General features: G+C 71.0%; 21 protein-coding genes. 17 read left to right on the top strand and 4 right to left on the bottom strand.

From position 1 onward, the window contains the following. Nucleotides 1-103: 103 nt before the first annotated feature. The gene (locus tag ACWDV4_RS19710; protein ID WP_449980851.1) at nucleotides 104-1,243 is read left to right on the top strand and encodes a hypothetical protein; all 1,140 of its coding nucleotides are present in this window, start codon (nucleotides 104-106) and stop codon (nucleotides 1,241-1,243) included. A gap of 109 nt (nucleotides 1,244-1,352) precedes the next feature. Continuing rightward, nucleotides 1,353-1,952, top strand: coding sequence for a sigma-70 family RNA polymerase sigma factor (locus ACWDV4_RS19715; protein WP_449980853.1), 600 nt, complete (start codon nucleotides 1,353-1,355; stop codon nucleotides 1,950-1,952). Here the strand turns inward: ACWDV4_RS19715 and ACWDV4_RS19720 are convergent. Then, nucleotides 1,862-2,992 carry a hypothetical protein gene (locus tag ACWDV4_RS19720; protein WP_449980855.1) on the bottom strand — a complete coding sequence of 377 codons (1,131 nt, stop codon included), beginning with the start codon at nucleotides 2,990-2,992 and terminating at the stop codon, nucleotides 1,862-1,864. The two genes, ACWDV4_RS19715 and ACWDV4_RS19720, sit on opposite strands and share 91 nt — an antisense overlap. A gap of 170 nt (nucleotides 2,993-3,162) precedes the next feature. Here ACWDV4_RS19720 and ACWDV4_RS19725 point away from each other — a divergent pair, with 170 nt between their 5' ends. The 5 genes from ACWDV4_RS19725 to ACWDV4_RS19745 all read left to right on the top strand — a co-directional run bounded on the left by ACWDV4_RS19725 (nucleotide 3,163) and on the right by ACWDV4_RS19745 (nucleotide 6,506). Next, nucleotides 3,163-4,119 (top strand): hypothetical protein, encoded by a 957-nt coding sequence (locus ACWDV4_RS19725; protein WP_449980857.1) that lies wholly within the window; start codon nucleotides 3,163-3,165, stop codon nucleotides 4,117-4,119. Between the two features lie 183 nt (nucleotides 4,120-4,302). Continuing rightward, the gene (locus tag ACWDV4_RS19730; RefSeq protein WP_449980859.1) at nucleotides 4,303-5,328 is read left to right on the top strand and encodes an SDR family oxidoreductase; all 1,026 of its coding nucleotides are present in this window, start codon (nucleotides 4,303-4,305) and stop codon (nucleotides 5,326-5,328) included. A 315-nt stretch (nucleotides 5,329-5,643) separates the two neighbouring features. Continuing rightward, entirely contained in the window at nucleotides 5,644-6,132 is a 489-nt protein-coding gene (locus ACWDV4_RS19735) for a hypothetical protein (protein WP_449980861.1), read from the top strand. A gap of 38 nt (nucleotides 6,133-6,170) precedes the next feature. After that, complete coding sequence (locus tag ACWDV4_RS19740) at nucleotides 6,171-6,356, top strand: hypothetical protein (RefSeq protein WP_449980862.1); 186 nt, start codon at nucleotides 6,171-6,173, stop codon at nucleotides 6,354-6,356. Nucleotides 6,357-6,368: 12 nt separating this feature from the next. Then, nucleotides 6,369-6,506, top strand: coding sequence for a hypothetical protein (locus ACWDV4_RS19745; protein WP_449980864.1), 138 nt, complete (start codon nucleotides 6,369-6,371; stop codon nucleotides 6,504-6,506). Nucleotides 6,507-6,532: 26 nt separating this feature from the next. Here ACWDV4_RS19745 and ACWDV4_RS19750 read toward each other — a convergent pair whose 3' ends face one another. After that, nucleotides 6,533-7,594 (bottom strand): WxL protein peptidoglycan domain-containing protein, encoded by a 1,062-nt coding sequence (locus ACWDV4_RS19750; RefSeq protein ID WP_449980866.1) that lies wholly within the window; start codon nucleotides 7,592-7,594, stop codon nucleotides 6,533-6,535. A gap of 132 nt (nucleotides 7,595-7,726) precedes the next feature. Then, nucleotides 7,727-9,238: an HtaA domain-containing protein gene (locus ACWDV4_RS19755; RefSeq protein WP_449980868.1), complete on the bottom strand. Its 1,512-nt coding sequence runs from the start codon at nucleotides 9,236-9,238 to the stop codon at nucleotides 7,727-7,729. A gap of 237 nt (nucleotides 9,239-9,475) precedes the next feature. Here ACWDV4_RS19755 and ACWDV4_RS19760 point away from each other — a divergent pair, with 237 nt between their 5' ends. From ACWDV4_RS19760 to ACWDV4_RS19805, 10 genes are all read left to right on the top strand, one after another. Beyond that, the gene (locus ACWDV4_RS19760) at nucleotides 9,476-10,333 is read left to right on the top strand and encodes a hypothetical protein (RefSeq protein WP_449980870.1); all 858 of its coding nucleotides are present in this window, start codon (nucleotides 9,476-9,478) and stop codon (nucleotides 10,331-10,333) included. Between the two features lie 29 nt (nucleotides 10,334-10,362). After that, nucleotides 10,363-11,442: a heme/hemin ABC transporter substrate-binding protein gene (locus tag ACWDV4_RS19765; protein WP_449980872.1), complete on the top strand. Its 1,080-nt coding sequence runs from the start codon at nucleotides 10,363-10,365 to the stop codon at nucleotides 11,440-11,442. Continuing rightward, the gene (locus ACWDV4_RS19770; RefSeq protein ID WP_449980874.1) at nucleotides 11,439-12,500 is read left to right on the top strand and encodes a FecCD family ABC transporter permease; all 1,062 of its coding nucleotides are present in this window, start codon (nucleotides 11,439-11,441) and stop codon (nucleotides 12,498-12,500) included. Before ACWDV4_RS19765 ends, ACWDV4_RS19770 begins: the two co-directional genes overlap by 4 nt. After that, nucleotides 12,497-13,465 (top strand): heme ABC transporter ATP-binding protein, encoded by a 969-nt coding sequence (locus ACWDV4_RS19775; protein WP_449980876.1) that lies wholly within the window; start codon nucleotides 12,497-12,499, stop codon nucleotides 13,463-13,465. Before ACWDV4_RS19770 ends, ACWDV4_RS19775 begins: the two co-directional genes overlap by 4 nt. Further along, nucleotides 13,458-14,126 (top strand): biliverdin-producing heme oxygenase, encoded by a 669-nt coding sequence (locus ACWDV4_RS19780; protein WP_449980878.1) that lies wholly within the window; start codon nucleotides 13,458-13,460, stop codon nucleotides 14,124-14,126. The genes ACWDV4_RS19775 and ACWDV4_RS19780 overlap by 8 nt, the downstream gene beginning before the upstream one ends. Beyond that, nucleotides 14,123-14,425: a DUF2470 domain-containing protein gene (locus tag ACWDV4_RS19785; protein WP_449980880.1), complete on the top strand. Its 303-nt coding sequence runs from the start codon at nucleotides 14,123-14,125 to the stop codon at nucleotides 14,423-14,425. Before ACWDV4_RS19780 ends, ACWDV4_RS19785 begins: the two co-directional genes overlap by 4 nt. A gap of 172 nt (nucleotides 14,426-14,597) precedes the next feature. Continuing rightward, complete coding sequence (locus tag ACWDV4_RS19790; RefSeq protein ID WP_449980882.1) at nucleotides 14,598-15,782, top strand: ATP-grasp domain-containing protein; 1,185 nt, start codon at nucleotides 14,598-14,600, stop codon at nucleotides 15,780-15,782. Further along, a complete protein-coding gene (locus tag ACWDV4_RS19795) occupies nucleotides 15,779-17,476 on the top strand; it encodes an IucA/IucC family protein (protein WP_449980884.1) in 1,698 nt (565 codons plus the stop codon). The genes ACWDV4_RS19790 and ACWDV4_RS19795 overlap by 4 nt, the downstream gene beginning before the upstream one ends. Continuing rightward, nucleotides 17,476-19,056, top strand: a complete 1,581-nt coding sequence (locus ACWDV4_RS19800) for an IucA/IucC family protein (RefSeq protein ID WP_449980886.1) — start codon at nucleotides 17,476-17,478, stop codon at nucleotides 19,054-19,056. The genes ACWDV4_RS19795 and ACWDV4_RS19800 overlap by 1 nt, the downstream gene beginning before the upstream one ends. Next, nucleotides 19,053-20,306, top strand: coding sequence for an alanine racemase (locus ACWDV4_RS19805; protein WP_449980888.1), 1,254 nt, complete (start codon nucleotides 19,053-19,055; stop codon nucleotides 20,304-20,306). Before ACWDV4_RS19800 ends, ACWDV4_RS19805 begins: the two co-directional genes overlap by 4 nt. Here ACWDV4_RS19805 and ACWDV4_RS19810 read toward each other — a convergent pair. Beyond that, nucleotides 20,277-21,116: an alpha/beta hydrolase gene (locus ACWDV4_RS19810; RefSeq protein WP_449980890.1), complete on the bottom strand. Its 840-nt coding sequence runs from the start codon at nucleotides 21,114-21,116 to the stop codon at nucleotides 20,277-20,279. The two genes, ACWDV4_RS19805 and ACWDV4_RS19810, sit on opposite strands and share 30 nt — an antisense overlap. Nucleotides 21,117-21,224: the final 108 nt, after the last annotated feature.

Raw genomic sequence — 21,224 nt, forward strand, 5'->3', positions numbered from 1 at the left:
GTTCGGGCGCGGGTTGCGTAGTCGTAGGAGCGGTGTTGCCGGGCGATGGGCTCGGGTGGTCCCGCGCGGTGTCGTCGAGCACGAAGCCGAGGGGTTTCGGCGGATGGGAGTGGTAGTGGGCGGTCCGGAGAGCACCACGAAGCCAGATCGGCTGATCGGATGTCACACCATGCTGTTGCGGCTCGCCGGCCGGGTGCCGGACGAACTGCTCACGCAGACGCGGGACTGGTTGGCTGACGGCGCTCTCGCCCAGCTGGCCCGAGCGGTCACGTTCGCCGTCACGAGGCAGCACCTCGATCTGCACGTCGACGACTACGCCCTGCTCGGAGAGCTACTGGCCGATGCGGGCGTGGATACCACCCAGTTGGCCGGAGTCAACCAGGTCGAGAACGATGGCCTGACACCGTACGTGTTCCAGGCGGTCTCCCCGGAGGTGGCCGAGCAGATCCACCAGCGGGGCGGCGCGGTGCCGACATCGCTCGATCTGACCGTCGATCCGGCCGGGCGGCTGGACTCGCCGGACCAGGCGGCTGTCGCGACCGTCGCCGACCACCCCGGGGTACGCGGCCTCTGGCGGGCCTGGCGACTCCCGGTGGACGGCTCTCCGTGGCCACCACCCCGGCGCGTCTACGTCGCCGAGGTGACCGACCCGGCCGACTGTGCGGGGCTGACCGCGATTTTGCAGCACGCGCTCGCCGGGGCAGGCGAGTCGGCACCCCAGGTGGAGACGTACCCGATGGGGGAGATGCCGCCGTTCTATCAGCGATCGGCGTGTGGTTCCGGCGCGCTGCTGTGGGCCCACGAGCCGGCGCCGGTGATCGAGCACGCGTCCGCGTTCGACCTGGTGGACCCGGAGGTGGGGGCCACCTTCGGACCGGACCATGCCCGGGTCACCGATCCGGTGGCGCGGGAGGCGATGCTGCGCTATCTCGACCGGGGCACGGTCCTGATGTTCACCACCGCCCTGCTCGACGATGTGGTGGACCGGTCCCGGGGCATGGTCGTGCCGCTCCACTTCCGTACCGACGGCAGGTGGATCTGGAACGACGCGATCACCTACTACCTGCGGGAGCACCAGCTACAGCCGGACATCCGGCTGGCCGAGTACGCCGAAAGCGTCGGCTACCACGTGTCTGCATTGGACGGTGTCGCCGTCTTCCGCACCCTACGTAAGCTGCAGGAACCGGAGGAAAGCGAGCCGGTGTGGCGCTATCACGGCGACGAGTCCGAGTCGGACGACTGATCGGCGGCTGCGCGAGGCCAGCAACGGCCCGAATGGTAAGCAAGGGTTTTCCAGGGTTCACATCATCTCCGCCGCCCCTAACTTTTCGGGGCGGAGGAGGTGGCTTGCCATGGTGGGCAACGGTCCTGACGAAGAGCGGGAGCAGGAGCTGGAGCGGCTCTACCGGAGCAACTTCGCGCCACTGTTCGCGTACGTCGTGAAGCTGACCCTCGGGGACGTGGCGAAGGCCGAGGACATCGTCCAGGACACGATGCTGCGCGCCTGGCAGCACATGGACGATCTCGGGCTGACCCACGAGACCGCCCGGCCCTGGTTGTTCACCGTCGCCCGGCGCATAGTGATCGACCAGCTGCGGGCCCGGGCGGCCCGGCCGACCGAGGTCCACTGCGATGTGCTGGAGTTCTGGCCGGTCGCCGACGACGCGATCGAGCGGACGCTGGACGCGATCGAGGTGGACTCCGTGTTGGCGAGCCTGCCGGTCCACCATCGTGACGTGCTGGTCTACCTCTACCTGCGGGAACGGACGACCGAGGAGACGGCGGTCCTGATGGGCATCCCGAAGGGGACCGTCAAGTCACGGGCGCATCACGCGTTGCGTACCGTGCGACGCACGCTGACCTATGACCGGGCGGCCGGTGGGGACAGGTGCCAGGCGAGCATCTCGTGTGTGCCGGCAGTATCAGCGGTGGAGGCGATGAACCCGGCATAGGCGGGTCCCTTGCCCAGGGTCGCAGCCAGCTTCACCGTAGCCGTGAGCACCGGCGCGGTCGGTTTGGTGGTGCCGGTCGACGCGTAGACCCGCAGGCTCTGTCGCTCAGCCAGATAGTCGATCCAGACCGTCACCGGACCACCGTCGAGGTCGACTCCGGGACTCGTGGAACCCAGCCTGGTAGGCCGATCGTTGCGCGCCGAGATGACGGTGACGGCGTCGCCCGCGCCGGTCGGTCCGTCGACCATGAAGTCGACGCTCATCCGGGGGATCAACTGGTCGAGTGGCTCCGCGCTGACGACCTCCTGGGTTCGTAGCACGAAGGAGAGCGTCCCGGACCGGCCGGTGCTGGTGAACCGGAAGGCCGTACTGAACGAACGGGCCGGATCCAGCGTCATCGCCGACCACATGGCGCCATGCTGTCCCGAACCCTCGGCCAGTCGGACGGTGGCACCGGCATGGACAGCGCCGCCGGTGAAGGTGAGGCCGGTCGGGTTGGTGAAGCTGCGGTAGTCGATCCGGTCAGTGTTCTGCGGGGCATCGGAGGCGTCCGGGGCGGCGGGCGGGGTAGGTCCGGCGCTCTGGGTGACCGGCGGCAGTGCCTGCGGTTCCGGTTCCAGCCAGCCGGGCAACTTGATCACGATGACCCAACCGGCGACCGCTGTCACAGCCACCATCGCGATCGACGGCAGCCACGCGGTCCATCGTGGAGCGGACGGGCCGGCAACGCGGCGGGCGGCGGCACGGGCGGCCGGTTCTTCGGTACGTCGTCGAGGTTCTGGCCCCGCCGCCGGATCGACGGCCGGAGACGTCGGTTCGGCCGGCACCTCGGCGACCACGGAGTTCGTGACGTCCTGATCGGGGACCTCGTCGACGCGAGGAGCCAGCGGCAGTCGGACCGTGTCGTGGCCAGCTTTGGCCGGGTCCTTCATCGGCTCGTCACCGACCTCCGGCTCGCGGGGCGCACGCAGCCAGACTGCGCGTACCGGATAGAGACCTTCGCCCGTGGAGCGGCGCGAAGAATCATCAGGCTTCGCCACGTCGGCCATCGCCCCTTGTCTGCACCCGATTCCGTCGCCGCCCGCCGACGACGGCGTTCCCGGCCACTACGGACCGACCGGGAAACTGGTTCACCATTCCACAGAGATTGAATGAACCCGTTGGAACGCCGCCGCGTAGTGAGCCGGGAGACAGCGGAAGAAGGCATCGCATGAGTGACATCGAGCGAGGATCGGACCAGCAGGATGCCGACCTGGACGAGTTCGCCGAGGACTGGGCCGAGCCCGACCAGCCGCAGAGCCGGTGGAGCCGGCTGAAGCGGACCGGGCTGCGCCGTCCCTCCACGCCGTTGCTCGCCGCGGTCTGCGTCGGTGTCCTGGCGGTGCTGATCGGCGTCGTCGTCGTGGGTACCCGGACCGGCGATGACGCCGCGCCCCCCTTGAACGCTGCTGCCAGCCCGACCGTCGAACCGCCCCCCATCGATTTCGTCCCGGTCGGCGAGGAGGGCGAGGTCACCCCGAATCCGTCCCCGTCGACCAGCCCCAGCGGATCGCCGAGCGCGGGTACGTCGCCGTCATCGGCCTCCTCCCGCCCGCCCAGCGGCAGCCCCACCCGCACCCCGCAGCAGACCCCCACGTCGACCGCGCCGCAGGTGACCTTCGCCGCGGTGGGGGGTTACAACTGCACGCACACCTCGACTCGGGGATTCCGCATCATCGGGCGGTACACCGAGGACAAGCAGGGTTGGGTCCGGGTCGGTAGCGGCGCCTGGACCTCGGACGGTTGTGATGGCAGCTTCGACACGATGCCGATGTCGGGGTCCAAGAGCAAGGACGACAGCTCCTTCTACGCCGAGTGGTGGTTCGCCGTCGGGACGGGCACCCGGTCGTGCGCCGTGTCGACGTACGTGCCGACCACCACCGTGCACCGCCACGTGGCCGGGAAGCCCGCCACCTACCAGGTACGTGACACCGAGGGCGGCGCGGTTCGGGCGACGTTCACGGTCGACCAGCGGGTCAACCGGGGACGTTGGGTCTCTGCCGGCACGTACGCCGTCAGCGGTGGCCGGATCGTCATCCGGGTGGTCAACCGGGGCGAGGACTGGAACGACGACGGCCGGACCTACGAGCATGTTGCAGTCGCCCAGCTGCGGGTGACCTGCCACTGACCGGTGAGTGCCCGGCTCGCCGGCTCCGTCATGTGCCGTGGCGTCATCTGCCCCGTCCCGACATGCTGGAAGCCGGCCGACGGACTGGTCCGGTTCGCCGGGGCGAACCTCTGGGCCGGAAAGCTTCGTAAGCCGACCACGACTCCCGGCAGGTGGGAGCATGTGCGGGTGGGGATGAGAGGCATGCGCCGAGCCCGTCCGCCAGCGGTGGCGGTCGTGACGGGGGCCAGTGCCGGGGTCGGCCGGGCCACGGTACGGGAGTTGGCCCGCGCCGGCACCTCGAGGATTGCCCTGCTGGCTCGGGGACGGGCCGGGCTCGATGCGGCCGCCGCCGAGGTCCGGGCAACCGGGGTGGTGGCCCTGCCGATCGAGACCGACATGGCCGACTACGAGCAGGTCGAGGCGGCAGCCGCCCGAGTCACCGCCGAACTCGGGCCGATAGATCTCTGGGTCAACAACGCCTTCACCTCGGTTTTCGCCCCCTTCGATGAGATTGAGCCGGCGGAGTTCCGTCGGGTGACCGAGGTGACCTACCTCGGATTCGTGCACGGCACCCGAGCCGCGCTCGATCGCATGCTGCCACGCGACGAAGGGACGATCGTGCAGGTCGGCTCCGCGCTGGCGTACCGGTCGATCCCATTACAGTCGGCCTACTGCGGCGCCAAGCACGCGATCGTGGGCTTCACCCACTCCCTGCGGTGCGAACTGGCGCACCAGCACAGCCAGGTCCGGGTGACCGTCGTCCACCTGCCCGCGCTCAACACTCCGCAGTTCGACTGGGTGCTCTCCCGGCTGAGCCGGCGACCGCAGCCGGTGCCACCGATCTACCAGCCGGAGGTGGCGGCCCGGGCCATCGTGCACGCGGCGACGCGACCCGGGCGGCGCCGGGAGTACTGGATAGGCGGTTCCACCGTGGCGACCATCCTCGCCAACCGGATGGCCCCCGGCCTGCTCGACCGTTACCTGGCCCGTACCGGCTACGACAGCCAGCAGACTTCGGAGCGCACCCAGCCGCACCGTCCCGTGAACCTCTGGCAACCGGCCGACGGCGCCGCCGGCCACGATCATGGTGCACACGGTTCGTTCGATGGTCGAGCCCATCCGCGCAGCCCACAACTCTGGGCCGCCGAGCATCGAGGACTGCTGACCGCGACGGCCGGCGCCGTGGGACTGGCCGCAGTGGCAGCCCGCCTGCTCCGCCGTCGTTGATGATGGCCCGGGTATCGGGGGTAGGTCTCCTCGTAACGTGGATACCGGCAGTCCGGCGCTGACCAGCGGCCGAGCTAACTATCGTGGTGGGGAGGCAAGGGCGGGCGCGATGAGTACGGCGTTTTCTTGGGACTGGACGTCGGTAAGGAAGACCGCCACACGGTCGGGCTTGGCCGCGAGGGAAAGCGGCTGCTCATTTGCCTTCGCCCAACGCCGCGTTGACGTTCTGCAGGCCATGCTGCGTGACCGTGCCTGCTACCCGGCTCCCACCGCCCATTCGGCTGCCCGATTAGCATGAGGAAGTGCCCGATCAGCATGAGGAAGATCGTGATCCTCGGCCGTGGTGGCGCGGGCAAGTCCACCCTCGCCGCCCACCTGGGCGCGGCCCTGGCGCTGCCGGTCGTCGAGCTGGACAGACACTTCTGGTCTGCAGACCTCACTCCAACACCCAAGGACCGGTGGACGGACATCCAACTCCGGCTCACCAGCGGCCAGCGATGGGTCATCGATGGAGATCTCGGCCCGTACGACGTTCTTGATGTACGACTGCGAGCCGCCGATACCGTAATCGTGCTGGACTTTCCCCTCTGGCGCTGCGCCTGGCGCGCGCTGCGACGCTCCCGCGAGAACCTGGCCTTCTGGCGCTGGGTCCTCGCCTACCGACGCCGCAGCCTGCCCACGGTCCTGGCTGCGATCGCGAGCAACGCCGCCCACGCCGACCTCCGCGTGCTTCGCAGCCCCCGCGCCGTCGAACAACTCCTCAATCAGGTCAACGCACAACCCCACCCGACCAAGGCCCCTTGACGAGCCCATAGACACCCCACACAGCCACCGTCGGTGGCATGGGCATGACGCTGGAGAGCTACCCGTCAGCGCGCATCGTGCTTGCCGCGCACGCGGATCACCTTGGCCGGCAGACGCCGACCCTGGGGCGGTACGTAGACGCCGCCATCATCGCCGACCACTTGGCGGAGAAGTCACCGGACCAGAGCGGATGCACCACCGAACAACGGGACCGCCTTGTGTAGCAGTACCTTGCGGTGCTCGATCGGCAGGACTGGTACGAGACGATTCGTGCCGGCCTCGACCTGGACAGCGAGTTCTTCCGCTGGTTGGCCGAGAACGTGGCAGCGCGTCAACAGTTGCGAGCGTTCCTCGACGCTGGTGATGTCCAGTGAACCGTACTGTTGATCAGTGGCTGAGATCATTGACCTGCTTGATGAGCCGGACCAACAGCTTGGGCGCTGATCTGGGCCCGACGACGACGGCGACGCCAGCGTCGTACGGCGAAGGCGAGCCCGCCGGCGGCCAGGCCGGCGAGGAGCAGCCACGGCGGTGCCCAGATGCTCGACGTACGCACCACTGGCGGCAGTGCGGTGTCGACCGTGCTCGCCGCGAGGTCGACGGTGGTGGTCAACCGGAGGACCGGCGGCACCCCGGCGATCCGCTCGGTGACGGTGAAGGTGCTCCCGGGCAGCAGCTCAGGCAGGTCGAGCTGATCGGTTTGGGCCAGCCGCCACCCGAGCGGCCCGTGCACCGTCAGCGCACCGGTCCCGGTGACCCGTACATTGCCGGTGTTTCGGATCCGGTAGGTGACCACGAGGTCCCCGCCACCGAGGGGGTTGACCGGGTTGGCGTAGCTGGTCTGGATCGTCTCCACCGTCACCCCGGGTTGCACCGGCCCGGACACCCGAAGATAGACGCGGGCCGCGATCCGCCGGTCCACGTTGACCCGCTGCCCGTCCGCGTCGACCTGGACCTGGGCGAGGGAGCCGATCACCCCGCCAGCGTGATCCCCTGGGGTGACGTTGGTGGGCACCGTGAGCCGGAACGGGATGTCCAGCTGTTTACCGGCGGGGACGGTGTAGGTGCGCTGGTCGAAGTGGATCCATGCGCCCACATCGACGGGCGGTTGACTCGCGGGCAGCAGGGCGAACGCCCCATCTGTGGTGGTGAAGCCGTCAGTGCCGTACACCGTGAAGGTCTGCGGCCGGTCGCTGCGGTTGCCGACGGTGACGTGGTCGGTGGTTTGGCCGCCGGGGGCGAGCTGGTAGACGAAGTGGTCGCGCCCGGCGGGTCGACCGGCCCCGGAGGGCTGCACCGACCAGGCGAGCCCGCCGTCCCCGCCAACGGGCGGCACGGTGGGGCTGGCCGGCGGGGTAGGGGTGATCGGCAGGGTAGCCGCGGCCGGCATGGGAACGCTGATCATCGCGGCGACGGCCAGCATCGCGAGCAGCGCGCGGCGGGGGTGGGGCAGGCGGGACATGCCGGGGCTCCAGGACCAGGGGATGGCGGATGGGGGACCGGTGGGGGGGGGGGGGCCCCCGGCCCCGGGGGTGGGGGGTGGGGGCCCGGGGGGGCCGCGGCCCCCCCCCCCCCCCACCGGCAGCTGAGCAACTCAGGAGAGCGTCAGCGTCAGGGTTGCGGTGTAGTCGCCCGCCGGAGCGGACGCGGGTACGCCGAGGTTGAGCTGCGCGCCGCAGGCGAACTGCCCGGCGCTCGCGCCGGCTGCCGAGGTGCACAGCGCCCGGGCGCTGCCCAGGCCGGTGCCCGGATTGGCCGTGGCACCTGGGGTGACCACGCCGGAGCTACCGACCAGCGGGTCGGTGACGAACGACGCGCTCGGCACCCAGCCGAGGTTGTCGGCCGCGATGACCCCACCACCGACCGAGGTGAAGTTCTCCACCTGGCCGACCAGGCTCCACCCGGCGTTGGTGCCGCGCAGGTCCGCGACGGTGGCCTGGGGGAGCGCCCCGGAGGTGATCTCACCGTTGGCCACCAGCGGCAGGGCCACCGACGAGCCGGCCACGGTCAGGGTGAGCGGGCCGCCCTGGACTGTGGTGGTGATTTCCTGTTCGGCGCTGCCGACACCGCCCGGGGCAGTGCCCTGGAAGGTGACCGGCGTGAAGGTGTCCTGGCTCCGGTCGGCCGAGCCCCGGGCCGCAAAGGTGATTACGTAGCACTGCACCGTGGTGCAGTCGACTGCGTTGCCGTTGCGGTCGGTGTACCGGGCACTGATCGCCAGGGTGGTACGGAACGAGCCGTCCGCCTGGAGGGTGTCGCGGGCCTCGGTGGGTTCGTTGGTCTTGTTCACCCACTTGGTGGTCTGCAGGACACCCGCGTTGATCCAGTGCTCGTCCACCTTCGGACCGAAGGAGACGTAGATCCCGGCGCCGTTGTTGGCGTCGGGGTCGAAGCCGGTCCCGTCGATCGTGATGGTCGTGCCGGCCGGGTCGACGGCACTGCTCGGGGCCACGGTAACCGCCGGACCCGTCGGAGTGCCGCCGCCACCGGTGGTCAGGCTGAACGACACCGGGTCCAGGGCGTCACCGGCAGCGTAGAAGCCGTTGAACGCACTGGCCCCGACGCTGGTCAGCGTCGCCGGCAGGTTGGCCCAGGACACCGTGGCGCCGCTGCTGTCCGGGGTGGCCCCGGCGGTGTCGAGTACGGCGATCTCGGCCTGTCGGACCGACACCGGTTCGGCACCGGTGGTGGCCAGGTCGACATCGGCCTTGAGGGCAGCCATACCGCTGGACAACTCGACCGTCGGGTTGGCCAGCGTGATGGTGAACATGTGCGCCGGGTACGAGAAGACCACCGTTCCGCCGTGTCGCGCGGTGGTGGCACCCGTCGCCGGATCGTACGACCCGCCGGTGCTGGGGAAGGTAAACGTGCCGTTGGCGTTGATGCTGGCACCGTTGCTGACCGCGATCGGCGGGGTGCCGTTGCCGGTGGACACGTAGCCCCGGAACGACGCCTTGAAGCCCCAGGTGAGACTGCCACCGCTGATGTCGGCGGGGGCGGCCGAGGCGGGGCCGGGGTTGACGAGCGCGGCGGCGACGCCGAGCGCGGCGACCGCCGTCCAGCGTACGGAACGTCGCGTCGCAGCGACGGTTCTGGAACCGATCATCCATCGATCCTTTTTGGAGGGTGAGACGGGTTGGCTCGCGCATCGGCTGACCGGCGGCGAGCACCCCCGAAGGTCAGCTTAGGTTAGGCATAGCTAAGTTGTGGTTGCCCATCGGGCCCCTGGCCTGCAACTTTCGCCGACTCGGATCTTGTTTTGGCGAACTGGATGACTTAGGTTAGCCAAACCTAAATCGTGATGCCCGGTAGGGCGTCCTTTGGCGTGCCCGTTGGAGTCCCCATGTCACCGCCCCCCGTCGAAACCCGTATCCGCACCACCGTCGTCCGCCTCGGCGTACTGGCGTGCGCCGTCGCCGTCGCCGTCACCGCCGTGGTCGGGTCGACCGGCACACCCGCCCTGGCCGACGTCACTGGTCGGGGAACGGCGGGGCAGAAACTGACCGTCTCCAAGGCCGCCAGCATCAGCCGTACGGGCGAGACCGTCACCGTCAGCGGCTCGGGCTACGACGTCGACAAGGGCATCTACGTGGCTTTCTGCGTCGACAACGGTGCAGGTGCCATCCCGTCACCATGCGGTGGCGGAGCCGATACCAGTGGTAGCAGTGGTGCCTCGAACTGGATCTCCTCCAACCCGCCCTCCTATGGCGAGGGCCTGGCGGTCCCGTACGGAGCGGGTGGCACGTTCCGGCTCCAGATGAAGATCACCAGGATGATCGGTGACGTCGACTGCACCACCCGACGGTGTGCGGTGGTCACCCGGACCGACCACACCCGCGCCAGTGACCGCAGCCAGGACGTACGGGTGCCGGTGAGCTTCGCCGCCGCCAACGCCCCCGCGCCGACTGCGGCCCGGACTACCGCCCCGGGCTCCGCGTCGACCTCCGGCGGGGCCGCAGCCACCGGCGGCGCGGCGGCACCGACCGCTGCCGTACCGGTACCCGGTGCGGCGGTCGCCACCGGACCGGTCGCCACCGGCGTTGCGGCCAGCGCCGTCGCTGACGCCGGACAGGTCACCCGGACCAGCAGCGCCGCCGAGGCGGGACGCGGCTGGACCACCGCCCTGGTACTGCTCGGCTTTGCCGTGGTCGGCCTGGCCGGCTGGGCCCTGGGCCGCCGTCGAAACCGGAGCGAGGCGTGAAGGCGCCACCATCGGTATCGAACCGGACCGTGACAGCGTCGAGCCGAACCATCATGGCGGCACCCCCGATGCCGGTACGGCGTCGGCCTCGCCCGGTCCGCGCATCGTTGCTGACCGGGGTGCTGCTGGTCACCGGTGCGCTCGCCGCCTGCGACGCGCCCACCACCGGGCCGGCGGCCACCGGCGTCACATCGTGCGGACCGAGCACCGCCGTACCCGAGTCGACCGACGTCGTCGCGCTCAGCCCCGCCCCGACACCGCAGCTACCGGTGACCGTCACCTCCGCCGACGGCGAACGGACCACGGTTACCGACGTCAGCCGAATCCTGCCGGTCAACCTCTACGGCTCGATCGCGGAGATCGTCTTCAGCCTCGGGCTGGGGGACCGGGTCGTCGGGCGGGACACCGCCACCACCTTCCCGGCCGCCGCACACCTACCGGTCGTCACCCCCGGCGGGCACGACCTCTCCACCGAGGCGATCCTCACCCTCGACCCGACGGTGATCGTCGCCGACGACAGCATCGGCCCGCCCGAGGCGCTCACCCAACTTCGTCGCTCCGGCATCGCGGTGGTCATCATCGACGACGAGCAGAGCCTGGCCGGCGTACCGGAGCACATCCGGGCCGTGGCCGCCGCGCTGGGCGTACCGGCCGCCGGGGAGGAGCTGATCGGCCGGGTCACCGCCGAGATCGACCAGGCTCGGGCCAGCGCACCGACCGACCGGAAGCCCCGGATCGCGTTCCTCTACCTACGCGGCACCGCCGGGGTCTACCTGATCGGCGGCAAGGGCGCCGGCTCCGACGCGATGATCGAGGCGATCGGCGGCGTCGACGCCGGTACGGCCATCGGGCTGGCCAAGTTCCGTCCACTCACCAGCGAAGGACTCATCAACGCCACGCCCGACGTGATCCTGGTGATGACCGAGGGGCTGGCCTCGGTGGGCGGTGTCGACGGGCTGCTCGCCCTGCCCGGCGTCGGGCAGACCCCGGCCGGCGCCAACCGGCGGATCGTGGACATCGACGACGGACTGCTGCTCAACTTCGGCACCCGTACCGGTCAGGCCGTCAAGGCGCTCGCCCGGGCCGTACACGAGTGCGGGGCGGCATGACCACCCAGAGCGCCGCAGCCGTACCGGCCGCCCGGGGACGACTGGTGCTCGGCGGACTCACCGTCGCGCTGCTGCTGCTCGGCCTCGTGGCGGCCGGCAGCGGACAGGTGCAGATCAGCCCGGCCGAGGTGCTCGGTTCGGTCCTGCATCGGCTCGGCCTGGAGATCGGCTCGTTGCCGGCCGCCCCGCAGGGCGAGAACGCATTGTGGATCGTCCGCTTCCCCCGGGTCGTGCTGGCCGCCGTGGTCGGTGCCGCACTGGGCTGCGCCGGTGCCGTCATGCAGGGCATCTTCGGCAATCCCCTGGCCGAGCCCGGGGTGATCGGCGTCTCCTCCGGTGCCGCTGTCGGCGCTGCCTTGGCGATCGTCACCGGCTTCACCGCCTTCGGTAACTGGACGGTGGCGGTCGCCGCCTTCACCGGCGGGCTGCTCACCACGTACGCCGTCTATCTGCTCGCCCGGGCCGGTGGGCGTACCGAGGTGGTGACCCTGGTGCTCACCGGGATCGCGGTGAACGCGGTTGCCGGGGCGCTGATCGGGCTGCTCATGTTCCTCGCCGACGAGGCCGGGGTGCAGGCGATCAGCTTCTGGAACCTGGGCAGTCTCGCCCAGGCCACCTGGGGGGCCGTGGCCGTCGCGCTGCCCTGCCTGCTGATCGGTCTGGTCATTGCCCAATTCGGCGCGGGCAAGCTGGACCTACTGGCGCTCGGCGAGCGCTCCGCCCGGCACCTCGGCGTCGACGTCGAACGGCTGCGGACCACCATGATCGTGGTCAGCGCCCTGCTCACCGCCGCCGCGGTCGCTTTCACCGGCATCATCAGCTTCATCGGACTGGTGGTACCCCACCTGATTCGGATGGTGGCCGGACCGGGACACCGGGTGCTGCTGCCGGCCAGCGCCATCGGTGGCGCGGTCGTGGTGATCGCGGCGGACCTGGTCGCCCGTACCTTGGTGGACTACCAGGAACTGCCGCTGGGCGTACTCACCGGATTGATCGGTGGCCCCTGCTTCTTCTGGCTGTTGCGCCGTACCCGCTCCAGGGCGGGAGGTTGGGGATGACCGCCCCAGTACGGCGTGCGGGCTGGGCCCGTGGGCTACGCGGTCTGCGCCGGCCGCCCCGGGTGCCGACCTCCGCCGCCGCTGGCACCTGCCTCGTCCAGGTCGACGGACTGTCGGTCCAGCTCGGTGGGCGGACCGTCCTCGACCGGGTCGACCTCGACATCCGGGCCGGTGAGGTGCTGGCTCTGGTCGGCCCCAACGGTGCGGGCAAGTCGACCCTGCTCGCCGCGATCTGTGGCGACCTGCCCGCCGCCGGTGGCGACGTACGAATCGACGGTGCGCCGCAGGGCGCGTGGACGCCGGTCGAGCTGGCGCTGCGTCGGGCCGTACTCACCCAGCACAGCACGGTGACCTTCTCCTTCGCCGTGGCCGAGGTGGTCCGGATGGGCCGGGCACCGTGGGCCGGGCTGCCGCAGGAGGCAGCCGACGACGCGATCGTCGCCGAGGCGCTGGCGGCCACCGAGACGACCCGGTTCGCTGCCCGGACCGTGCGATCGCTTTCCGGAGGCGAGCAGGCCCGGGTGGCGCTGGCCCGGGTCCTCGCCCAGCGGGCCACCGTGCTCCTACTGGACGAACCGACCGCCGCCCTCGACCTGCACCACCAGGAGTTGGTGTTGCGGCTGGCCCGGGACCGGGCCGCTGCCGGTGACGCCGTCGTGGTCGTGTTGCACGACCTCGGCCTGGCCGGTGCCTACGCCGACCGGATCGCGTTGCTGGCCGCCGGCCGGGTACGGGCCGTCGGCCAGCCGGCCGAGGTGCTGACCTCTGCCCTGCTCAGCGAGGTGTACGGGCATGAGATCGAGGTCCTGGCCCACCCGGACAACGGTCTGCCGCTCGTCGTACCTCGACGTTCCCACCCCGGACCGTCGTTTCCCGACGCTGCCACCCCGGACCATCACTTCCCGACGGTTCCCACCCCGGACTGTCACTCCCACCCTCGACCCGCTAAGGAAAACCGTGAGTGAATCCTTCTCCGTGCGACTGCGCGCGGCGACCTGGACCGATCACCGGGCCGCCGAGTCGGAACAGTTCGTCTCGGCGTTGATCGCCGGTGAACTCGGCCGAAACCGCTACGCGGCGCTCGTCGCCCAGCACTACTTCATCTACCGCGTGTTGGAGGAGGCCGCGGCGGCGTTGCGGACGGATCCGGTCGCCGGTGTCTTCGTCGACGACGATCTGACCCGGTTGCCGTCGCTCGTCGCCGACCTGGAGTTCCTGCTCGGGACGGACTGGGAGCATCGGATCAGCGTCATTCCGGCGACCGCGGCCTATCTGGCCCGGATGCGCGAGGTGTGCTGGACCTCGCCGGCCCGGTTCGTCGCCCACCACTACACCCGTTATCTCGGTGACCTCTCCGGGGGACTGTTCATCGGGCGGTCGGTGGTCCGGACGTACGAACTGCCCGACGGGGCCGGTGCCAGCTTCTACCGGTTTCCCGCGATCGACGATCCGCGTGGCTACAAGGCCGCCTACCGGGACCGGCTCGACCGGATGCCGATCGACGAGGCGACGCGGGCGGAACTGATCGAGGAGGTGGGGTTGGCCTACCAGCACAACACCGCGGTCATGGCCGAACTCGGCCGGGACCGCGACGGCATTGACTCGACGCGGGAGCAGGTGGCATGAGCGGCCCGTTTCCGCCGGAGGTGGTTGCCCAGATCAGCCGGCACATGAATGACGACCACGCAGCCGACTCGCTGCTCATCTGCCGGGCGTTGGGCGGCCAGCCGACCGCGTCCGCCGCCCGGATGTCCGGTCTCGACACCGAAGGCATCGACTTCACGGCCGTGGTCGACGGGGTCGAGGTGCCGGTACGGGTGCCGTTCGGCCAGCCGATCACCGAGCGTCCGCAGGTACGGCAGGAGGTGGTCCGGATGTACCAGCAGGCGTGTGCCGTCCTGGGGGTCGAGCCCCGCCGCGGCTGAGCGGGACATCCGGTCGATCCGCCATTACAACCGGGACCGCGACATCGATCGCGACGCTCGCGAGGAGGCGATCTACTTCCGTCGTACCCTTTGGGCGGGTCGCCATAGATTCCCGACGTGCTTAGGCTAGCCTGGCCTAAGCACAGGGTATGTCGCGATCGGAGGGTCCACTGTGCGGCTGTACCTGACCGCGCTCAACCCTACCGACGCCGTACTCGATGGGTTTCTTCCCGCCGCCGCCCGGCTCGGGCTACCGGCAACCGTACTGACCGATCAGCCGGAGCGCTGGCCCTCGAAGGTGCCGGTCCAGCGGTGTCCGGTGCGTGATCCGGCGGCCGTCGTCGCGGCGGTGACCGGCGGCGAACCACCGGCTGCCCTGCTGTCCAACAGCGACCACCTGCAAACCGCGACCGCGCTCGCCGCCCGCCGCCTCGGCCTGCCCGGCAAGGACCCGGCAGCCACCCGGCGGTGCAAGGACAAGGCGCTGACCCGGCAGGTCGTCGCCGCCGCCGGGCTGGACACCGTGGCCAGCGCGACCATCGACCCGGGCGAGCCCGCCGAAGTCGCCGCCGCACTGCCCTACCCGGCCGTGGTCAAACCGCGTGACGGAGTGGCCAGCGAGGACGCCTACCTGGTCGCTGACCAGGCCGAACTCGCGGCCCGGGTCACCGAGATCCGTCGCCGCCGACCGGAGGTCACGCTGGTCGTCGAGGAATACCTGACCGGCGAGGTACGCACCCACGACACCCTCGGCGACGGCACGCGACTGCGCACCATCGGCGGGTGGCAGACCACCCTCGGGCCACCGCCCACCTTCACCGAGCAGGCCCTCGACTGGGCGCCGCTACCTCCCGGGCCGATCGCCAGCCAACTGCGGGCCCAACTCGACGCGCTCGGTGTCTCGTTCGGTGCCTGCCACACCGAGTACGTCGTCTCCGACGGCCGGGCCCGGCTGATCGAGGTGAACTACCGACTGATCGGCGACCGGATGGACCTCATCCTGGCCGAACTGCTGGACGTCCCACTCTTCGAGTACGTCATCCGGCTGCACCTCGGCGAGCCGCTGACCGCCCTCGCCGTACCCGACCCGGTCACGCTGGCCCGGCACGCCCAGGTCGACTACGTCTGCGCGGACCGCTCCGGCGCGCTGACCGCCGCGCCCGGTGCCGTCGACGAGGACCGCGCCGGAGTACGACTCAGCTGCCGCCCGCTGCGGCAACCCGGCGTCCACGCCGACTGGACCGGCACCAACCGGGACTACCTGGCCGCCCTGCATGCCATCGGCGCCGATCGGGAACAGGTACACCACGCACTCCGCGCGTTCCGGGCCGGCCTGCACTGGGAGATCACACCGTGACCCAGGATGTCGTCGAAGGTCACACCGTGACCGATACCGCCGAGCGGCAGGCCTTCACCCGGGTGCTCGACGCGCTGCTGCGCGAGGACCATCTCGGCCTGACCAGCCGAGGCACCCCGGACGGGCCCGACCGGTGGCAGGTACGCACCCCGGCCGGGCTGCTGCGGATACCGGTCCGCGCCGACGGTTTCCAGCACGCCATCCGTACCGCCCGGTCGATCGTCGAGGTCCAACCGGAGACGGGCGAGCCGTACCGGGTGGAACGGCTCGACGAACTGCTCGACCTGCTCGCCCCGCAGGACGACCCCGAGGCCGAGGCCGGCTGGGCGGCCTTCGTAGCCGAGTGCCACGGCGACCTGCTCGCCCGTCGGCTGGCCGCGCAGGTCCGACCAGAGGTGTACGACACGATCGCCGTCCGCCATCGGGCCGAGCCGACCGGCCTGCCCGGGGCACTGCTGGACGAGGTCCTCGCCGCCCACACCGGACACCCGGTCTATCCCACCGACCGGTGCCGGCACGGCCTCGACGCCACCGAACTCCACCGGTACGCCCCGGAGCACGCCCCCCGGTTCCCGCTGCGCTGGCTGCCGGTGGCCCGCTCGGAGCTGCGGATGGTCGGCACCCTGCCGCCCTGGTGGCCGGTCGCGGACCGTCCGGACCAGGTGCTACTGCCGGTCCATCCGCTCACCGCCGACCGGGCCGGCCTGCCGGTCGTCGACCAACCGATGATCGAGGTACGCCCCACCCTGTCCATGCGGACGGTGGCGCTGGCCGACGACCCGTACACGCAGTTGAAGTTGCCGCTGCCCACCGCGACCCTGGGGGCGCGCAACCGGCGGACCCTGGCCCCCGACGGCCTCGCCGACGGGGCAGAGATGGCTCGGCTGCTGGACCGGATCGCCGCCGCCGCACCGGCGTTCGCCGGGCGGATCCGGCACGCCGACGAGAGCCGGTACGGCCACTGCGGCGACGGCGACGAACTCCGGTCGTTCCTGATCCGGCGCTTTCCCCAGGACCTGGCCGACTCGGTGGTGGTCCCGGTGGCGGCCCTGGCCGCCAGCACCCCGACGCCGCCGGGCGCAGATGGCGGTGACCGGCAGGGGTGGACGGTGGCGCAGCGGGTGGCCGGTGGGGATCCGGTGCCACTGCTGGAGTCCTACCTGGACCTGCTGCTCGACTGGCACGTGTACCTCTGGCTGCGGCACGGCATCGCCCTGGAGGCACACCCGCAGAACCTGTACCTGATCATCGATCCCGACGGCCGGGTCGGGCTGCTCTACAAGGACAACGACGGGGCCCGACTCGATCCCCGGCACGCGGAGCTGCCACTGCGCGACCGTCGGATGGTCGTCGAAGATCCGAACGAACTCGCCGACGTCTTCACCACCATCACTCTGCACCTGGCGGCGGCAGCCCCGCTGCTCGCCCTTGCCGAGCGCGGAGTGGCCGTACCGACCCCGGCGGCGGCACTACGCCCCCGGCTGCTCGCCGCCCGAGACCGCTGGGACGACGACTCGACCGAGGCCGCCGCTGCCGCCCGGCTACTCACCGAGCGGTTGCTGACCGCCGACCAGCTGCCGGTGAAGGCAATGCTCACCGCCGGCACGCTGCTGCCGAAACAGCGGCTCGGCTGCGCCGACGTCAACAAGTACTACCGGCGAACCGGCCCCAACTATCTGCGAGCGGGACAATGATGACCGCCTCCCACATCCGCGCCGACCTGGCCGCCGCCCACGCCCTCTTTGGCTGTCTGGTCCGGGAGGTCGCCGCCCCGGACGGCACCGCCAGCGTCGACGGGGACCAGGCACTGGTCCGGCTGCCCCGCACCGACGTGCTGCTGAGCTGTGCCGTGCGTCGACCGTCGCCGGTCGGCCTGCACCGCTACACCGGGCCCGTGCGACGGCTGGTCGGGGCCGGATGGGCCGCCGTCGAGGTCGCCGAACTGGCCCGACTCGTCGCCGCCGAACTCGACCAGCGCACCGGGGTCGGCAACGAAGAGTTCGTCGCGCAGGTCGTCGCGAGCCGGGACACGATGCGCCAACTGATCGCCGGCCGGCCCGACCAGGATCCCACCCCGACCGGCGAGCCGGCGATCGACGCGTACGTCGACTCCGAACAGTCGCTGCTCTATGGGCATCCGCACCACCCGGCCCCGAAGTGGCGCAGCGGTGATCCGGTCGCCTGGCGGGCGTACGCCCCGGAGCTGCGGGTCGCGTTGCGGGCACACTGGATCGGCGTACCCGACGAACTGGTCGCCGAGGACGGGCCGTTCGATGAGCTGATCGCCGCGCTGGACCCGCCGACCCCGCCCGCCGGGCACGTGGCGCTGCCGGTGCACCCGTGGCAGTTGGCCCTGACCGGGCCGCTCGACGCGCGGCTGCGCGACCTCGGCCCGGCCGGCGTCCCGCTGCGTCCGACCGCCAGCGTCCGCACCCTGTACGCGCCCGCCGCCGACCTGTTCGTCAAGGCCAGCCTGCACGTACGCATCACCAACTGCCTGCGTAAGAACGCCCGGTACGAGCTGACCGGGGCAGTGGCGTTGACCCGGCTGCTGGCCCCGCTGCCCCTGCCGTCGGGCGTGGCGCTGCTCGCCGAACCGGCCTACCGGACCGTCGACCTGCCCGGTCCCGACGAGGCGTACGGCACGATCCTGCGCACCGGTCTGCGGCCGCACCTGCGCTCGGGTGAGACCCCGCTGCTGGCGGCGGCGCTGGCCGTCGGGCCGCTGGCCGTACCCGATCCGCTGGCCTGGTGGCGGGCCTACACCGGCCTGCTCGTTCCGGCGGTGCTCAGGCTGTGGATCGAGTACGGCGTGGTGCACGAGGCGCACCTGCAGAACGTGGTGGTGGTCCTCGACGACCAGCGGCAACCGGTCCGGATGCTCCTGCGCGACCTGGAGGGGGTCAAGCTGGACACCGACCGGTGGCGCGACTGGCCGGCGGGACTGCCGACGTCGATCGCCTACGATCCGCACCGGGCCCAGCGGCGGGTCTCCTACTGTCTACTGGTCAACCACCTGGCCGGGATCGCCGGGGCGCTCGCCGACGCCCGGCCCGGCATCGAGCCGACGCTCTGGGCGGCGCTGCGGGACCTCGTCGCCGAGACCTCGAACCGGCTCGGCGATCCGCCGCCGCTACGTGACCTGCTGGCCGGCGAGCCGCTGGTGGCCAAGGCCAACCTGCTGGTCCGCTGGCACCGGGCCGCCGACCGGCACGCACGGTACGTGCCGATGCCCAATCCGCTGGTTGCCGAGCCACAGGAGAGTCTGCGTTGACCCGTCCCGCCTACGTCTACGACCTGGCGGCGCTGGCCGCGCACGCGCGGGCTGTCCGGTCGGCGCTGCCGGACCGGGTCGAGCTGCTGTACGCGATGAAGGCCAACCCGGACCCGGGCCTGCTGCGGACCCTGGCTCCGCTGGTCGACGGGTTCGAGGCGGCCAGCGCCGGCGAACTGCGGCACCTCGCCGCCGTGCTGCCCGGTCGGCCAGCGGCGGCGTTCGGTGGACCGGGCAAGACCGCCGCCGACCTCGCCGCCGGGCTGGCCGCCCGGGTCGGCCGGTTCCACGTCGAGTCACCCACCGAGCTGCGTCGCCTGGACCGGTTGGCCCGCTCGGCCGGCACTACGGCCGAGGTGCTGCTACGGGTGAACCTGCCGGTAGCGGTGGCCGGGGCGAGCCTGGTGATGGGCGGCGGACCGAGCCCGTTCGGGATGAGCCCGGCCGAAGCGGTGGCCTGCGCCCGACAGACCCTGCCCGGGGTACGCATCCACGGTGTGCACGCCCACCTGGCCAGTGGCCTGGCCGCGCCCGTCGCCGCCGAGGTGGCCCGGCAGATCGTCGACTGGGCGGTGACCGAACTCGGGGCGGCCGAGGTCAACGTCGGTGGCGGCATGACGGTGGACTACGCCGATCCCGATGCGCGCTTCGACTGGGCCGGGTACGGGGCGGCGCTGGCTGGCGTCGTCGACGCGTACCCGGAGGTGGTGTTACGGGTCGAGCCGGGCCGGGCGCTGACCGCCTACTGCGGGTCGTACGTGACCGAGGTGATCGACGTCAAACGGTCCCACGGGGAGTGGTTCGTGGTGGTGGCCGGCGGCACCCACCACCTGCGCACCCCGGCCGCCAAGGGGCACGCCCAACCGTTCACCGTGCACCGTCGGGAGTGGGACGACACGGCGCTGCCAGCTACCGATGGCGCGCTGCTGCCGGCCACCGACGACACGGTATTGCCGGCTACCGACGGCGGGCCGGTCACCGTGGTCGGTCAGCTCTGCACCCCCAAGGACGTGCTGTCCCGGGCGGCGCGACCAGGGCGGATCGCGGTGGGGGACGTCCTCGTCTTCGCCATGGCCGGCGCGTACGCCTGGAACATCAGCCACCGAGACTTCCTGATGCACGATCCGCCGGAGTTCCGGACCGGGGATCCGCAGCTGATCGCACGGGCCATCATCGAGGGGCCGGTTGACCGGCCGGCGGTCGGACTCCCGGCACCCCGGTCAGCTGGGGACTCGTCGGTCCGGCAGTGAGTGGACGGCGGCCGGGGTGAGCGCCCAGTTGAGCGCGTAGTCGGCGACCTCCTCCCAACCGGGCTGCCCGAGCGTGTACGCGGACCGGCCGGGGAACTCGACGTAGTCGGTGATCGCCCGCGACTTCTGGTAGTGCCCGGCGTTCTCCTTGGTCACGTTCGGCGGGACCAGGTGGTCGTCGCCCCCGGCGATGAGCAGCAGCGGAGCCCGTTCCTCGTTACCGAAGGCCACGTGGTCGGGAGTGTCGGGCGTGATGTTGGCCAATGCCCCTTCGAAGAGGATGTGTCCGGCGGCGGGTACGTAGTACCGCTCGTACACCTCGCCGGACTGCGCCGGGTTCAGCGTGTTGGTGAAGGCGTAGTGGAACTGCTCATGGGTGAGCGGGATGGCCCGGCGGCGGTTGAGCGGGTTGAGCAGCATCGGAAAGGTGGACCGGATGGTGGACAGCGGCATCCGGAGGACTCCCTTGACCGGGGCGGAGTCGATGCCCACCCCGACCGCGCCGAGTCCCCGATCCAGCAGGATCTGCATGAACATCCCGCCGTACGAGTGGCCCATGATGATCGGCGGTCGGTCGAGGTCGTAGATGATCTGCTCGTAGTGGTCGACGACGGCGGTGATGTCGAGCCGGGCGATCGGCGACGGGTCGGCGCGTAGCTGTTCCACCTCGCCCTCCATGCCGGGCCAGGCCGGAGCGAGCACCCGGAACCCGGCCCGGGTGTACCGGTCGATCCAGTGCTCCCAGCTGCGCGGAGTCAGACAAAGACCGTGGATCAGGACGATGGTGTCCGGAGCCGGCGTACTGGTCATGGTCTCTCTCCTGACATGCTCGTCGGGCGGGCGGGCGGGCGGGCGGTACGGCGACATGGCGAAGCCGACGTCGGTCCCTTCCCGCCCCGAGCGGACGTATGCCAGGGG

The organism is Micromonospora sp. NPDC003197 (assembly GCF_053590565.1).